Source organism: Flavobacterium pisciphilum (assembly GCF_020905345.1).
Lineage (GTDB): Bacteria > Bacteroidota > Bacteroidia > Flavobacteriales > Flavobacteriaceae > Flavobacterium > Flavobacterium pisciphilum.
The window spans coordinates 669,379-687,014 of sequence record NZ_JAJJMO010000001.1 but is presented as its reverse complement, the minus strand read 5'-3'; the positions used below and the strand labels follow the sequence as shown (position 1 = coordinate 687,014).

Below are 17,636 nucleotides of genomic sequence, written 5' to 3'. Positions count from 1 at the left end.
GATATTAACATTTGGATTCAATACTATTTATAGGACTTTTAATTTTAGCTGGACTTCCAATCGGACTAGGGCTTTTATTCTATTTTGTTCCAAAAAAGCTTGGATATCCAAAGACAGGAAAGTATTTGACAATAATCTTTGGACTATTTGTATTGACAATTGTTTTATGGACTGTTTTTGAAGATGACCTTTTTACAAAAAGCAACGCAAAAGAACTTGTAGAAGAACAGCAAATTTTATTGAAAGACAAATTTGAGTTGAAAGAAAATAAATCTATGTCAGCAATTGGCGACTATTATCACACTTTTACATTAAAAATATCAGAGCGTGATAAACAAAATGCAATCTTGAAAATAAAAAATGATAACAATTTCAAAACTGAAAATTCTTTAATTAAGAATTTACTTTATCAAGAACAAGATAGATATTTTGGATCAAAAATTACTCAAAACTATGAAACTAAAAATTCATATGTTACAGAATATTTTAAGCCAAGCGGACAAAAAGGGTATGCACCAACTTTTAGGAGAGTGTCAATAAGTAAAATTGAAAACGAACTGAAATTTGAAGATATTGATGAGTAATTTTATATTTGAAATATGAATAAGGCGAAATAAACTTTTGCTTAAATGAGTCAAAACTGATGTACATACCAAGGCTTGGTTTTGCCTATATACTAGTTACCTACAAGCTGAAAAAAGATGAATATTCCAAAAACTGCAGATGATTTTCAAAATGAATTTTATTCATCTATTGACCTAATGGATAAAATAGGAGATTTAAGAATCGGACAACTTATTTATAGATTAGATAAAGTTATGGACGAAATAATAGTAAGCGGAATAATTAAAATATTCAAAAATGTTAACCGACCAAATACTCAATATATTGACCAAAAAAATGCTGGAATAATATTGAATAAGTTAAAACTCAAAACAGAAATTGATTTAAACATTGTTCTAAAATCCACAATCGAAAATTGGAACGAAAGCGTTGAAGAATTTCCTTTTTGGTTAAAGGAAAATTATGGGCTTGAATCACTCAAAAATGCGTTGACTGAATTTGATGCTCAAAAATTGAATGATATACAAACAAAAAAAATACAAACAATGAAATGGTGGTTGAAAATATGAATCGTAATAAAAGTTAGTAGATATACTCAAAATGAAGATTATAAGACCTAAAATTATCTAAAAATAAATGAATTCTGAAATATCTAAAATGAATAGTTGTGATGAATGTGGAAGTGAATTTTACAAAGATTCATCTTCAATGAAACATATTTGCTCTGAATGTTCAAGCATTTTATATGGTTATGAAAATTGCAAACATAAATTCGTAAATAATCGTTGTGTAAAATGTTATTGGAATGGAAATTCAAGTAGTTACATTGAAAAATTAAAAGCAGAAAATAAAAAATAAAAAAAACGAGTTAAGATATTTAACTCGTTTTTTTGTAATACTTGTTCTGTTACTCCACAATGCAGAATTTAGCCCCATTAAAAGGGATTCAGATGAACGTAATAAAGTTTCTGTACCCTTATAATCAATCCAATAGACACACCAAGGTTTAAAAGAATTAGAATTATAGAAATGAGATTTATTTACTGGAATAGTAAAGCCTGATTCTCTGTAAATACAAGTTATTCATTTTTAGTATTTATAAAACCTTTTCCACTTTCACAATCCAATTAAAATAGTTTCTAAAGCGCCTTTTGATCGTTTACGAAAATGATGTTTAGCATTTGGATTTTTCATTCTTTAGATATTACAAATGCAGAAGTTCACGGTGTTTATTTTTTGAAGAACATAAAACAAGAAATGTCGTTTTTTTTAGTTCTTGGAGATAGAGAATATTTATCTGAGACAATTCAATTGAATTTATTTCAAACTGCAAATATTCAATTGGAAATTCTAAAAAAGAAGAATCAAAAAAACGATAAGACACAACTTTGTTTTTTTAGAAATCAAAAAAAAGAACAGAGATTTTGTTCTCACAATTATGCGACCAAGTTTTTAGTTGGAAGAAATCTGCCCAATTTTTGGAATCACTATATTTACCAATACTATTCACACTTATCAAGCCGAATAATCTTGCCATTCTACCCGTCATGGTGGTTTCTTTTATGCCAAAATCCGACATACTGTCCCCAAAAATTGCTACTCTTTTTACAATAATTTAAAAATTAAAATTGGTGTATTGCTATTTTATTTTATCAATTGTTTATTACAAAGTTATTTTTTTGCAAAAGAGAGTGATGAGCTTGTTGTAGAATTAAAACTACATTAATGTAGTTTTAATTCTTGATTAAGTCTTGCTATTATTGGGATATGAGTCTTTTTAATGTGATTTTGTAAATTCGTTTTTTTTGGAAATTAAAGTCAAAATCAGTATTTAAATAACAAATTTGTTACATATATGTGTTATGTTTATGCTTTTAGTTATAAAATCACTAAAAGTGGGTATTGTCCGAACCCTTAACGATACATACATTAGCAAACGGATACTGAAAAATTATTCCAAAAAAAGAACTCTTATTGCATACCATTTTTATATGAAGAAAAACTTAAATTATTCGAATATTTCACAAAAGACGACCAATCTCCCAGAAAATAATCATTCTATTTTAAGTCAAGAGGAATACAATAAAATTATTTATGAATGGAATGCAACTGACAAAGAGTATCCTAAAAATAAAACCCTTCAAGAACTATTTCAAGAACAGGTAGAAAAGAAACCAAATAGTATTGCTTTAGAATGTGAAGGAAAGGAATTAACTTATAATCAGCTTAATCAAAGGAGCAATCAGTTAGCAAGACACATTAGAGCTCAATATAGAAAAAGAACGCAAAAATCCCTTACTCCTGATACGCTTATTGGCTTATGTCTCGATAGAAGTTTAGAAATGGTGGTAGGTATACTAGCAGTTCTAAAAGCAGGGGCTACATATGTACCAATGGATTCAAGTTATCCTAAGGAAAGGATAGATTATATACTTGAAGATACTAGGTTAGAAATTTTACTTACTCAAAAACATCTTATAGAGGCTACTGGTAATCAATTCCCTAAATTGGATGTAATACATATTGATTTAACAGAAGAATTATATAAAGAAGAGTCTAAAGTAAATCTACCCCAATATAGTGCAGTTAACAATCTTGCTTATGTGATTTATACTTCAGGGACAACAGGTAAACCAAAAGGAGTATTAATAAATAATCAATCAGTTGTTAATTTAATTAATTTTCATAATGAGAGATATTCAAAATTATCCACCTATCTTCAGGTAGCATTACTATCAAATTATATTTTTGATTTTTCGGTACAACAAATTTTCAGCACTATTTTATTTGGACACAAACTGCATATAATATCTAATAGTTTATTATTAAGTCCAATAGAATTTAATACTTATTTGAAAGTAAATAAAATTGAGGTATTTGAAATAACACCAATACTATTTTCGTATTTGATATTACCATTTGATAATTATCAAGATTTTAATTTAAAATTAATAAATATTGGAGGAGAGAATCTTTTAACAGATGTGGTTTCCAATTTTTTAAGAAAAAATCTCCCATCCGAACTTTCAATTATTAATACCTACGGTCCTACAGAATATACTGTTGATGCAACGTGTTTTGAAATAAATGGTACCAGTAAATTAAGTGGATTAGAAAAAAATATACCAATAGGGAAACCTTTGGATAATACTAGAATTTATGTCCTTGATTTAGATAAAAACCCTGTTCCCATTGGTGTAATTGCCGAATTACATATTGGCGGTGCAGGTTTGGCTAGAGGGTATTTGAATCGTCCAGAGCTAACAGCTGAGCGTTTCGTTATAAATCCTTTTGCTACCGAAGCAGATATAGCTAAAGGATATACGCATTTGTACAAAACAGGTGATTTAGTGAGATGGCAAGCAGATGGCAATATAGAATACATTGGTAGAAATGATGATCAGGTAAAAATACGTGGCTATCGTGTAGAGATAGGGGAGATAGAGTATGAGATGTGTCAGGTGGATGGAATTAAGCAAGCGTGTGTACTAGCTAAAGAAAGAAAGACAGAGACATCCAGTATTAAATATTTGGTAGGTTATTATGTATCGGATTGCGATATGACTTCGATTGCTATTCAAAATAGATTATTGGAAGTCTTGCCAGATTATATGGTTCCCACAGCTTTTGTGGCAATGGAATCCTTTCCATTAACAATCAATGGTAAATTAGATAAACGTGCCTTACCTGACCCGGAATTTACTTCTTCTTTAGTAGATTATGTTGCTCCAAGCACCGAAACAGAAATAGCAGTTTGTGAGATCTGGATGGCACTAATGGGATTAGATCAAGTGGGAATCACGGATGATTTTTTTAGATTAGGTGGCGACTCTATTTTGGCTATACAAGTATCACATCGCATGAGTGAGTTGCTAGAATGTAATGTAAAAGTGGCTGATATTTTTAAATATAAATGCATTACTCAATTACTAATTCATGCAACAGGTCAATCACAACTGATTATACCTAAAATAAACTCCAATCAAGTTGCTCTTTCTTTCGCTCAAGAACGTTTATGGTTTCTTGATCAGTACGAAGAAGGGTCTAGTGCTTATCATCTACCTGAAATATATGAACTTGGGGTTGATACAGATAAAGAAGGAATAAAATATGCGTTTCAACAAATAGTAACCAGACATGAAATATTAAGGACTACAATTGTTCAGGTTGATGATTTAGGTCAGGGCATACAGGTTGTACATGATGATCCATTAATTATTGATGAGATCACTTTAATGAATAAAGAGAATTATGAATTATTAATTAAAGAAGACATTAACCGTCCTTTTGATTTAAGTAAAGAGTATCCTATTAGAATTAAATTCTATACTATTAAGTCAAATGAAGAAGTAGGTAAAACTTTTTTATTACTCAATATTCACCATATAGCAAGTGATGGTTGGTCAACTAATATTCTTGAAGAGGAATTATTTACTTTTTACGAAGCATATACTAACAAAGAGGCAGCATTTAATTTACCCGCTTTAGATATACAGTACAAGGATTATGCACTTTGGCAAAGGTCTTATCTAACTGAAGAAATCATAGAGAAGCAATTGTGCTATTGGAGAGAAAAATTGACTGGATATCAAACTTTAGAATTCCCAACCGATTATACAAGACCAGCAAAGATAGACTATAAAGGGGCAGATCATGACTTTGTAATCAGTAGAAAAATCAGCGAAAACTTAAGAAAACTATGTAAATATTACGAAGTAACACTACATAGTTTGTTATTAAGTAGTGTTAATATTTTATTCAGTAAATATACCGAGAATTACGATATTGTAATTGGCAGTCTTAATGCTAACAGACAGCAAAGACAAACGGAAGGGCTTATCGGGTTTTTCGTCAACACACAGGTAAACAGAACACTACTTAATAAAACTCAAAGCTTTAAGGAGTTAGTGCAAGAAGTTCAGCGGGACCAGGTAGAGGCTCACCTTCATCAGGATTTACCCTTTGAAAAGTTGGTTAATGACTTAGGAATTGATCGCGATGTATCAAGACATCCTATCTTTCAAGTGTTGTTTGGAGTTCAGGGGTTTGGCCAAGAGAATAAAAATTCAGAGCAGCAAAAAAAATATCTTAAACCTTATAAAACCGAAGATGTTTATCTTAATGCAAGATTTGATTTAATTATCACCATCGACGACCGTGGTAAAGAACTTTTAGGGAAAGTTAATTTTGCTACCAGTTTATTCCATAAAGATACAATAGCAAGGTTCACTCAGCACTATTTATACCTTCTTGAGCAACTAAGTGAGTCTCCAGATAAGCCTTATAGCCAAATTAGTTTACTAAGTTCTGATGAATACAATCAGGTTGTTCATCATTGGAATGCAACGGATAAAGAATACGCGAGAGATAAGTCAATTATAGATATATTCGAAGAACAGGTAAGAAAAACACCGAATAATATTGCTATTGTATTCGAAGAGATAGAACTCACCTATCAACAACTCGATGAGGAATCTAATAAATTAGCGAATTATTTAATCGCTAATTATGATACACAAGCAAATGATCTAATAGGTATCATGCTTGATAGATCAGAAAAAATGTTGATAGCTATTTTCGGGATATTGAAAGCGGGAGCAGCATACGTATGTATAGATCCTGAATATCCTGAATCACGAAAGGAATTTATCATAGAGGATGCATCGCTTAAGATATTAATCACCCAAACAGATTATATCTTTGATCTTGAATTTTATAATGGAAATGTTTTTGCAATAGACGTGCAATTGGATTCTATTGATACTCAAACGCAATCCAAAAAAAGGGTCATTAAATCAGATGATCTTGCTTATGTTATATATACTTCTGGTACTACAGGCACACCCAAAGGTGTAATGATAGAGCATAAAGCTATTTTGAGTTTAATATGCAATGATTATATTTCTTTATCTACGAATGAAGTTTTTGCCTTTTTATCCTCTCCTGCATTTGATGCCAGTACTTTTGAAATTTATACTCCATTACTGAATGGAAATAAGTTGATCATACCAAAGGAACTCAATACTATTATTTCGAATACAAAAGAATTTAAAGCCTTTTTAGCATTAAATAAAATTTCAGTTTTATGGCTGACAAAAACTTTATTTGAAAATTTATACTATTTAGATAACAGTCTTTTCGGAAATCTTAATTATTTAATAATTGGGGGAGAAGCATTGGATAAGAATATCGTAAATAAACTGATCGGCAGTTCTTTAAAACCTAAGCATTTTATAAATGGTTATGGCCCAACAGAAAGCACCACATTTGCTTGTACTTATAATATGGTTAATCAAATAGAGGGACTTATAGTGCCTATTGGTAAGCCAATTAATAACAGAAGTATTTATATTCTTGATTCAAATTATAGTCCCGTTCCTATTGGAGTTATAGGAGAGCTTTACATTGGTGGAGCTGGTTTAGCAAGAGGCTATTTGAAGCGTCCTGAATTAACAGCTGAGCGTTTTATTACAAATCCTTTTGCTACAGAATTAGATCAAGATAAAGGACATACAAGATTGTATAAGACTGGTGATTTAGTACGTCGTTTAGCAGATGGTAATATAGAATATATTAGTCGTATCGATAATCAGGTAAAGATACGCGGCTATCGAATAGAACTAGGAGAAATAGAGCATGCAATATCTCAGATTAAAGGGATTAAGCAAGCGCATGTATTAGCTAAAGAAAGACAAACTGAAACTGGAAATACAAAATATCTAGTTGCTTATTATGTATTGGATGATAGTGATAAAATAGTTGATCAAGCTATAATCTTAGAAAATTTATCCCAAGTTTTACCTCATTATATGGTTCCAGCATCATTCGTAGCCATGGAATTCTTTCCATATACGATTAATGGCAAATTAGATAATAATGCTTTGCCTGATCCAAGCTTTAGCGCATTATCAGAAGAGTTTGTTGCTCCAGTAACAGAAACAGAAAAAGCAATATGCAATATCTGGCAAGATGTATTAGGATTAGAGCGGGTAGGGGTTACTGATGATTTTTTCAGGATAGGGGGCGATTCCATTTTAAGTATCCGTTTGGTTTCAAAAATTAGACAATTAGGTTTTAATATTTCCGTACAAGAAATTTTTAAATATAAAATCATTCAAGACATTTTACCGAAAATTAGTAAGGTTGATTTTTTAAATGAAATAGATTATAAACCTTTTTCACTTATTAGCAGTGAGCTAAAAAGTAGCATTTTAAAAGAAAATAATTTACAGTTGGATCAATTACAGGATATTTATCCTGCGAGCTACTTACAATCAGGTATGTTGATTGAATCTTTGGTAGAGGACAGGAATGACACCTACCATGATGTTATTTCATATGTTATTAATAAAAAATTTGATAACAATCATTTTCAGGAAATTTGGTCTGATCTTATTACTAAACATGAAAATCTAAGATCGGAATTTGTCTCAAATGAAGAAGGATATTTTAATGTAATACATACATCGGTTGATATTAATTCTAAAATAAAACTAGTATCGAAGCAGGATAATTTAGAACAGGTTGTGAACACTGAGAAGCATATTGATTTTAAATTTACATGTGCAGGGATATTTAGACTATTGATATTACCAAGTGAAGATGATAAAAACTTTATCCTCATTTTCTCATTACATCATGCAATAACAGATGGTTGGAGTGTTGCTTCAATAATATCAGAGTTTGTAGATGCTTATGTATATGGTAACTCTGTTAATATGAGTGCTCTACCAGATTATGGTAAGTATATAAGTAATGAATTCACTGCAGTTGAAAATAATACTAATAAAGAGTTTTGGCTTGATTATTTATCTGGATATGAATTAAAATCTAAAAATCTACTTATTAATCATCAATCTAAAGCAGGCAATGACCAGATTATAATTGACCAGGAATTGGGATTGGCGCTTAGTAAAAAAGTAGTTGATTTTGCGAGAGAACTGAAAATCTCACCTGATATTATTTTCTTAGGCTTGTACAATATAATTCTTTCAATATTATATAATACAAACGACTTAGTTGTTGGTGTAGTAACTAATAATCGTTTAGAAGAAGAAGGAGGAGATAGAGTATTTGGGTTGCACTTGAATACTATTCCAATGCGATTTAAAACAGAAACTAGTCAGCATAAAAGTGCAAAGGGTTATTTTTTGGATTTATTAAATATGAAATTGGAGGTAAATGAACATAAGTTATATCCTTTTGGAAAAATAAAAGCTGATCAAGGCGTTCAAGGACATATCTATCAGTGCGCCTATAATTATGTTCATTTTCATATTGCTGAAGGGAATATCTCTAATAAGTCTTTAATTGAAGAATATTCTGCAACAAGATCAAGTGTGCCTTTATTATTGGATGTAACAAGATCTCAAGAGACATTCGGCTTAAGTCTTGTAGGGAACACCGACTTTATTGATATCGATACCAGTCAAAAGATACTAAGTTCCATGATTTTGTATTTAGAGCAGATTATTAGTAATCCCAACAAGTTAATTATTGATTTTCAATTATTAATAGATACAGACTATAAACGAATTGTTTATGATTGGAATACAACGGATAAGGAGTATCCGAAAGACAAAACGATTCAAGAGTTGTTTGAAGAACAAGTCGCTAAGACTCCAAATAATATTGCTTTAGTTTATGATGGAGCTGAATTAACTTATAATGAACTTAATGAAAAGAGCAATCAGTTAGCGCGTTATATTAGAGAGCAGTATCAAGAAAAAACGAAACAATTACTTACTCCAGACACATTTATTGCCTTATTTCTAGACAGAAGTTTGGAAATGGTTATTGGAATATTGGCAGTTTTAAAAGCTGGTGGTGCTTATGTGCCTATCGACCCAAGTTATCCTCAGGAAAGAATTGATTATATCTTGGAAGATACCCAAGCAGCGGTTGTTTTAAGTCAAAGACACTTAGATGAAAAGACACTTCCACAGGATAAGGTTATTCACATCGATTTATCAGAAGAACTCTACCTGAGAGAAGACAATACAAATCTTGGTCAACAGAGTCAATCTACTGATCTGGCTTATGTGATTTATACCTCAGGAACTACAGGAAAACCTAAAGGGGTGATGATTGAACATAAGGCAGCTTCCAATACTATTAATGATTTATTTAGTGTTTATGACCACCAGAAAATTAAAAAGGTAACAGCCTATACTTCTTATGTTTTTGATGTTTCTATATCCGAACTATTCAGCAGTCTTTTGCAAGGATTAGAGGTGCATATCCTTTCCAATTCAATCAGGATTGATAGTATTGGTTTATCCAATTATTTTTCGACTCACAAAATTAATTTAGCTTATTTACCACCCGTTTTATTAAGTCAATTAGATCAAAACATAACCTCAGATTTAATTAGCTTGATATACGCTGGAGAACCTTGTGATAAACAAACAGCAAAATTATGGTCAGATAAAGTAAAACTGTTTAATTATTATGGTCCAACTGAAGCTAGTATTTATGCACTAGGAAAACAAATACTAACAGATGAGGTAGAACAAATCGGTCAGCCTATTCAAAATACCCAAGTGTATGTTTTGTCTTCCAATCAAAGGCCTGTTCCTATAGGAGTTACAGGCGAATTGTATCTAGGAGGAGCGGGTTTATCCAGAGGATATCTAAACCGTCCTGATTTAACAGCGGAACGCTTTGTAAACAATCCATTTGCTACTGAGGCTGATAAAGCCAAAGGGTACACAAAATTGTATAAAACAGGCGATTTGGTACGTTGGTTACCAGATGGTAATATAGAATATCTTGGTAGAAACGACGACCAAGTCAAGATTCGCGGGTATCGTATTGAGTTGGGCGAAATCGAACATGCGATGTCTCAAATTGATGGAATCAATCAGGTATGTGTATTGGCTAAAGAAAGAAAGACTGAAACAGCGACCACTAAGTACTTGGTCGGTTATTATGTGTTAGATGCTGGTGAGCTTACAATTGACCAGGTATCAATTATGGAGAAGTTGTCCCAAGTCTTGCCAGATTATATGGTTCCTTCTGCCTTGGTGGCAATGGAATCTTTTCCTTTAACCATCAATGGTAAATTAGACAAACGCGCCTTACCTGATCCTGAATTTATTTCTTCTAAAGCAGATTACGTTGCTCCAACTACCGAAATAGAAACAGTAGTTTGTGAGATTTGGATGGGACTACTGGGATTAGATCGAGTAGGAATCACCGATGATTTTTTCAAAATAGGAGGGAATTCTATTTTGGCGATACAGGCTTCGCATCGTATGAGCAAGTTATTAGGATGTAATGTAAATGTGACGGATATGTTTAAGAATAGAACAATTAATAATCTTAAAGATGTTTTGTTGCAAAATTTACACGAAAAAAGTAAAAATATCGAAGGGGAAAGTTGGGAAATATTTGTTTAAAGGATAAAAAAATTAAAATGAATATAATTAGCATTATTGATGATTTCAAGAAAAATAACTCAATGTTATGGGTTGAAGATAATGGGATTAAGTTATTTGTTTCTGAAGATTTTAAAAGTGAAGAATTAAAAAAAACAATTACTGAGTTTAAAACTGAAATATTCAATATTCTTGTTTTCAATGGTATATATTCGGAGAATGATTTTCTAAATAAATTAATATTTAAAACTGATACGCAAGAATCTATTCTTTCATTTGCTCAAGAACGCTTGTGGTTTATCGAACAGTATGAAGAAGGCACAAATGCTTATCATATGCCTTTTTTATATGAGCTTGATAAGGAAACCGACAAAGAGGGTTTAAAATATGCTTTACAGCAAATCGTTTCTAGACATGAGGTATTGAGAAGTACTATTGAGCCAAGAAAAGACGAGGGGCATGGTATACAGATAGTACATAATTCACCTCTATTTATTGAGGAAATTATAGTAGAGGAGACTGATGATTATAATTCACTACTTAATGAAACGATTAATCGTCCTTTTAATCTAAATACCGAATATCCTATTCGTGTTGTATTTTATACAATCAAGTCTAGTTCTGAAGTTTTGCAACCTAAAACTCTATTATTAATTACAATACACCATATTGCTAGTGATGGTTGGTCGTTGGAAGTATTTGAAAGTGAATTGTTTGATTACTATGAAGCTTACGTTAAAAAAGATATTGATTTTAGCTTGCCAGTATTAGACATTCAATACAAGGATTATGCTCAATGGCAAAGATCTTATTTGACTGGTTCAGTTTTGGAAGACCAATTAAGTTATTGGAAAGAGAAATTATCAGGTTATGAGCTTTTAGAGTTTCCAACTGATTATGCAAGACCTGCTACAATAGACTATAAAGGTGAAGATTACGATTTTAAAATTAATAGTAAGATTACTGAAAGATTACGCGCTTTAGCACAACAGGAAGGTTTAACTTTAAACAATGTAATGTTAAGCAGTATCAATATCATGTTAGGTAAGTATACTGGACAGGATGATATTGTTATAGGTACTCTTAATGCTAACAGACAGCAAATACAAACAGAAAAGCTTATAGGGTTTTTTGTTAATACTCAAGCTAACAGGACGATACTTAATAATTCTCAAAATTTTGTTGAACTAATTCAAGAAGTTCAACGTGATCAAATTGAAGCCCAATTACATCAAGATTTGCCTTTCGAAAAGATAGTAAACGATCTAGGAATTGATCGTGATGCTTCAAGACATCCAATTTTTCAAATATTGTTTGAAATGGATAGTTTTGGTAAAGAAGAGAAAAAATCGGAACAACAAAAAAAATACCTGAAATCGTATAATACAGATGAGGCTTATCTAAACGCAAGATTTGATATTGTTATCTCCATAAGTGATCATGGAGATGAAATGTTAGGAGGAATTAATTTTGCAAATAGTTTGTTTAACAAAGAGACTATAACAAGATTTTCAAAACACTATTTGCATCTTCTTGATGAGTTAACACAAGCACCAAATAAAGCATACAGCCAAATAAGTTTACTTAACTCAGAAGATTATAAAAAAATTGTTTACGATTACAATGCAACCGATGAGACATATCCAAAGAATAAATCTATTATAGATATATTCGAAGAGCAAGTCAAAAAAACACCAAACAATATTGCTATTGTATTTGGAGACAAAGAGTTCACGTTTAAAGAATTAGACGATCAGTCAAATAAACTAGCTCATTACTTAATTGAAAATCACAATATACAGGAAAATGACTTAATAGGTATTATGCTTGATAAGTCAGAAAAAATGCTGATTAGTATTTTTGGAGTATTAAAAGCTGGGGCAGCCTATGTGTGCATTGATTCTGAATATCCAACAGCACGAAAGGAATTTATAGTTGAAGACGCATCTCTTAATGTGCTTATAACTCAAACGGATTATCTCTTTGATTTAGATTATTATACAGGAAGTATAATAGCAATAGATGTTCAATTAGATGATATTGATACTTCAATAGAATTTACTAAAAAAGACATTAAGCAAGACAATTTGGCCTATGTAATATATACATCAGGAACAACAGGTAAGCCTAAAGGTGTAATGGTAGAGCACGGTGCGGTCTTGAGTTTAGTATTTAATAATTATATTAATTTATCTGATAACGAGGTGTTTGCCTTTTTATCTTCTCCTGCATTTGATGCTAGTATTTTTGAAATATTTACCCCTTTATTAAATGGCCATAAGTTAATTGTACCAACAGATTTTAATGCTATTGTTTCGAGTGCAACAAAATTTAAAACGTTTTTAGAATTAAACAAAATAGCAATTCTATGGCTTACAAAAACTTTATTTGATAATTTATATTATTTAGATAATACGCTTTTCTCAGACTTAGAATATTTGATTATTGGTGGAGAAGCATTAGATAAGAATGCAGTCAATAAGTTAATTAGTAGTTCTTCAAAACCGAAGCACTTTTTAAATGGATATGGTCCAACTGAAAGTACAACGTTTGCCTGTACTTATGATATGGCGAATGAAATAGAAGGTCAAACTGTACCTATTGGAAAACCAATTAATAACAGAAATGTCTACGTCCTTGATTTAAATATGTGTCCTGTTCCTGTAGGCGTTATCGGGGAGTTATATATAGGTGGAGCTGGTTTATCCAGAGGTTATTTAAACCGTCCAGAATTAACTGCCGAACGTTTTATCGACAATCCTTTTGCTACCGATACTGATAGAGAAAAAGGCTATACTCGATTATATAAGACAGGTGATTTGGTTCGTTGGTTAGCCAATGAGACCCTAGAATATATTGGTAGAGGTGATAATCAGGTTAAAATACGAGGTTATCGTATCGAATTGGGTGAGATCGAACATGCAATGTCACAGGTTGAAGGTATCGCGCAAGTAAGCGTTCATGCTAGAGATAGAGTTATCGAAAGTGGTAGTTCTAAATATCTTGTAGGATATTATATTTTGAACGAAGATGGATTTGGCTTAACTGTGGATGCTATTGAGAGATCTTTATCTGGTATTTTGCCAGATTATATGATACCAAGCGCCTTTGTGGAGATGGATTCTTTCCCATTAACTGCAAATGGAAAGTTAAACAAGAGCTTATTTGCTGATCCAGATTTTAATTCTTCAGACTCAGATTATGTAGAACCTACAACACACGAAGAAAAAGAGATGTGTAAAATTTGGAGTGATTTACTTGGTTTAGACCGAGTAGGTATTACTGATGACTTTTTTAAGATAGGAGGTAATTCTATTCTGGCAATACAAGTTTCACATCGTACAAGTAAAATATTAGGGAAAGATATAAAAGTGGCTGATGTTTTTAAATATAAAACAATAACACAATTATTAGCCCATGCTGTTGATCAGTCCCAAATCATAATACCAAAGATTGATGGAGATCAAATCGGTCTTTCTTTTGCTCAGGAACGTTTGTGGTTCATCGAGCAGTTTGAAGAAGGAACAAATGCTTATCACATTCCAGTTTTATATGAACTTGATGCTACAGCAAATAAAGAAGGCTTAAAACATGCTTTACAACAAATTGTCACTAGACATGAGGTATTGAGAAGTACTATTGAGCAAGGAGAAGATGACAAATTTGCTATTCAGAAAGTAAATGAAGAGCCTCTTTCTATCCTAGAAATTACATTGAGTGAAACAGATGATTATGAATTATCTATTACAGAAGCCATCAACCATCCATTCAATTTAAGTAATGAATATCCAATTCGAGTTAATTTCTATACTATTAAATCTGAGACGGATGCCTCTTTAAATAAGACGATATTGTTAATTAACCTGCATCATATCGCTACAGATGGATGGTCAAAAGAGATATTTGAAAAGGAAGTATTAGCATACTATGATGCATATTTAGTAAATAATAAAGCATTTAAATTACCTGAACTTGAGATTCAATATAAGGATTATGCATTGTGGCAACGCGATTATTTAACGGGAGACATTTTAGAAAAACAATTAGGATATTGGAAAGAAAAGTTAACAGGTTATCAGACTCTTGAATTTCCAACTGATTATGCTAGACCTTCTGTTGTCGATTACAGAGGCGCAAGCGAAGAGTTTTCATTGAATAAAGAACGTAGTAAAAAATTACGTGATTTAGCACATCGTGAAGGAGTTACATTAAATACTTTGTTATTAAGTGCTGTGAATATCATGTTAGGTAAGTATACTGGACAGGATGATATTGTGATTGGTACCGCAATAGCCAATCGTCATCACAGACAAACAGAGAGTCTGATAGGCTTTTTTGTCAATATGCAGGCTAATAGAACTATTTTAAAAAGTTCGCAAAGTTTTGAAGATTTAATCCAAGAAATTCATAACGATCAGATTAATGCTCAAATGCATCAAGATTTACCTTTTGAAAAGTTAATAGATGAATTAGGAGTTGAGCGTGATGCTTCAAGACATCCTGTTTTTCAGGTAATGTTTGGAATGCAGAGTTTCAGTTCTAGTAAAGAGGGGTTTGAGTACAATGATACTACACCATTTAAAACGTATGACTTTGAAGATGTTTATGAAGTAGCTAAATATGATTTATCTATTTTTATAGATGACAGTCAGGAAGAGATTTTAGGAGAGCTTAGTTATGTTACAAGTTTGTTTAACAAAGAAACAATAATAAGATTCTCAAAACACTATTTACATCTTCTTGATGAGTTAACCCAAGCACCAAATAAACCTTACAGTGAAATTAGTTTACTTAGTTCTGATGAATACAATCAAGTTGTTTATGATTGGAATGCTACGAGCAAGGTGTATTCTAAGAATAAATCTGTCATAGATATATTTGAAGAACAGGTTGTTAATACTCCAAATAATATTGCAATCGTTTTTGGAGACAAAGAACTAACCTATAAGCAACTCGATGAGGAGTCTAGTAAATTGGCAGGCTATCTAATTGAAAACTATAATGTACAGGAAAATGATTTTATAGGCATCATGCTTGATAGATCAGAAAAGATGATTATAGCTATTTTAGGTATAATGAAAGCTGGAGCTGCATACGTATGTATAGATTCAGAATACCCGATAGCAAGGAAAGAATATATCATACAAGATACTTCACTTAACATATTAATTACACAAACAGATTATATTTTTGACCTTGATTTTTATTCAGGAAATCTATTTGCAATAGATGTACAATTAGATGCTATTGCTGTTTCAATGCAGTCAATTAAGAAAAATGTTAATCCAAATGATTTAGCTTATATAATTTATACTTCAGGTACGACAGGTCAGCCTAAAGGAGTAATGGTTGAGCATCGTCAAATAGTATCATTTGCGCTTGATAATAATTTTATAAATTATGAAAAAGCAACTGTTATTGCTGGAGTCTCAAATTATTCCTTTGATGGTAGTGTCTTTGATTTATTTTTCTCATTGCTAAATGGAAAAAAACTGGTCATTATTGATAAGGACACCCTATTGGATTTATCTAAATTAGACGATCACTTTATCAAATTTAAAATTGATACAGTCTTTATTACAACTGCATTGTTTAATTCTTTAGTGCAGAATAAGTCTAAATGTTTTGAAAGTTTGCAACAAGTATTATTTGGTGGAGAACGTTGTAATTTAGAGATAGTAAACAAATTTAAGAGCCAGTATAAAACGTCTTCTTTAATACACGTATATGGGCCAACCGAGAATATAGTTTATGCTACTTATTGTGAATTAAATGACTGTAATACCGAAAAAATAGTACCAATAGGTAAACAGTTATCAGATAAAAAATTATACGTTTTAAGTTCCAACAATATGCCAGCTCCTATTGGGATTGTTGGAGAGCTTTATATTGGAGGAGCAGGAGTATCAAGAGGTTATTTAAATCGTCCTGAATTGACTGCGGAACGTTTTGTTACTAATCCTTTTGCAACAGAATCAGATAAAGAGAATGGCTATACTCGATTGTATAAAACAGGTGATTTGGTTCGCTGGTTACCAGACGGTACTATTGAATACATTGGTAGAAATGATGATCAAGTCAAGATACGAGGGTATCGTATTGAGTTAGGTGAAATTGAGTATGCCATGTCTCAAATCGAAGGGATTAAACAAGTTTGTGTTTTTGCTAAAAAGAGAAAATTAGAAATTGACGGTTCAGAATATTTAGCTGCATACTATGTTGTAGAAAGTGGTGAAGAGATAATTAATCAAACGGTAATTTTAGAAAAACTAACTCTAGTATTGCCAGATTATATGATACCAAGCGCCTTTGTCGAGATGGATTCTTTCCCATTAACTGCAAATGGAAAGTTAAACAAGAGTGTATTTGCTGATCCAGATTTTAATTCTTCAGACTCAGATTATGTTGAACCTACAACGCACGAGGAAAAAGAGATGTGTAAAATTTGGAGTGATTTACTTGGCTTAGAGCGAGTAGGTATTACTGATGACTTTTTCAAGATAGGAGGTAATTCTATTCTGGCAATACAAGTTTCACATCGTACGAGTAAAATATTGGGGAAAGATGTAAAAGTGGCTGATGTATTTAAATATAAAACAATTAATAATTTAAAAGATATTTCAGTGAATAGTTTTTCTTTTGAAAGTATTGAAGGAGAAGATTGGGAAATTTCATTGTAACAAAATTAAGATA

At 31.5% G+C, this 17,636-nt stretch carries 4 protein-coding genes and 1 pseudogene; all 5 read left to right on the top strand.

The window, feature by feature from the left end; all coding sequences use genetic code 11:
- Positions 1-11 precede the first annotated feature (11 nt).
- Positions 12-584 carry a hypothetical protein gene (locus LNQ49_RS02680; protein WP_229987236.1) on the top strand — a complete coding sequence of 191 codons (573 nt, stop codon included), beginning with the start codon at positions 12-14 and terminating at the stop codon, positions 582-584.
- A gap of 117 nt (positions 585-701) precedes the next feature.
- The gene (locus LNQ49_RS02675) at positions 702-1,133 is read left to right on the top strand and encodes a hypothetical protein (RefSeq protein WP_229987235.1); all 432 of its coding nucleotides are present in this window, start codon (positions 702-704) and stop codon (positions 1,131-1,133) included.
- Positions 1,134-1,749: 616 nt separating this feature from the next.
- Positions 1,750-2,012, top strand: a pseudogene (locus LNQ49_RS02670) (IS982 family transposase); the annotation flags it as partial.
- Between the two features lie 543 nt (positions 2,013-2,555).
- Positions 2,556-10,964 carry a non-ribosomal peptide synthetase gene (locus LNQ49_RS02665; RefSeq protein ID WP_229987234.1) on the top strand — a complete coding sequence of 2,803 codons (8,409 nt, stop codon included), beginning with the start codon at positions 2,556-2,558 and terminating at the stop codon, positions 10,962-10,964.
- 17 nt (positions 10,965-10,981) lie between these two features.
- Complete coding sequence (locus LNQ49_RS02660; protein WP_229987233.1) at positions 10,982-17,623, top strand: non-ribosomal peptide synthetase; 6,642 nt, start codon at positions 10,982-10,984, stop codon at positions 17,621-17,623.
- The last annotated feature ends 13 nt before the right edge of the window (positions 17,624-17,636 follow it).

Coding starts and splice junctions, on each gene's coding strand:
- LNQ49_RS02675 (WP_229987235.1), top strand. CDS start 702: ATGAATATTCCAAAAACTGCAGATGATTTTCAAAATGAATTTTATTCA.
- LNQ49_RS02665 (WP_229987234.1), top strand. CDS start 2,556: ATGAAGAAAAACTTAAATTATTCGAATATTTCACAAAAGACGACCAAT.
- LNQ49_RS02660 (WP_229987233.1), top strand. CDS start 10,982: ATGAATATAATTAGCATTATTGATGATTTCAAGAAAAATAACTCAATG.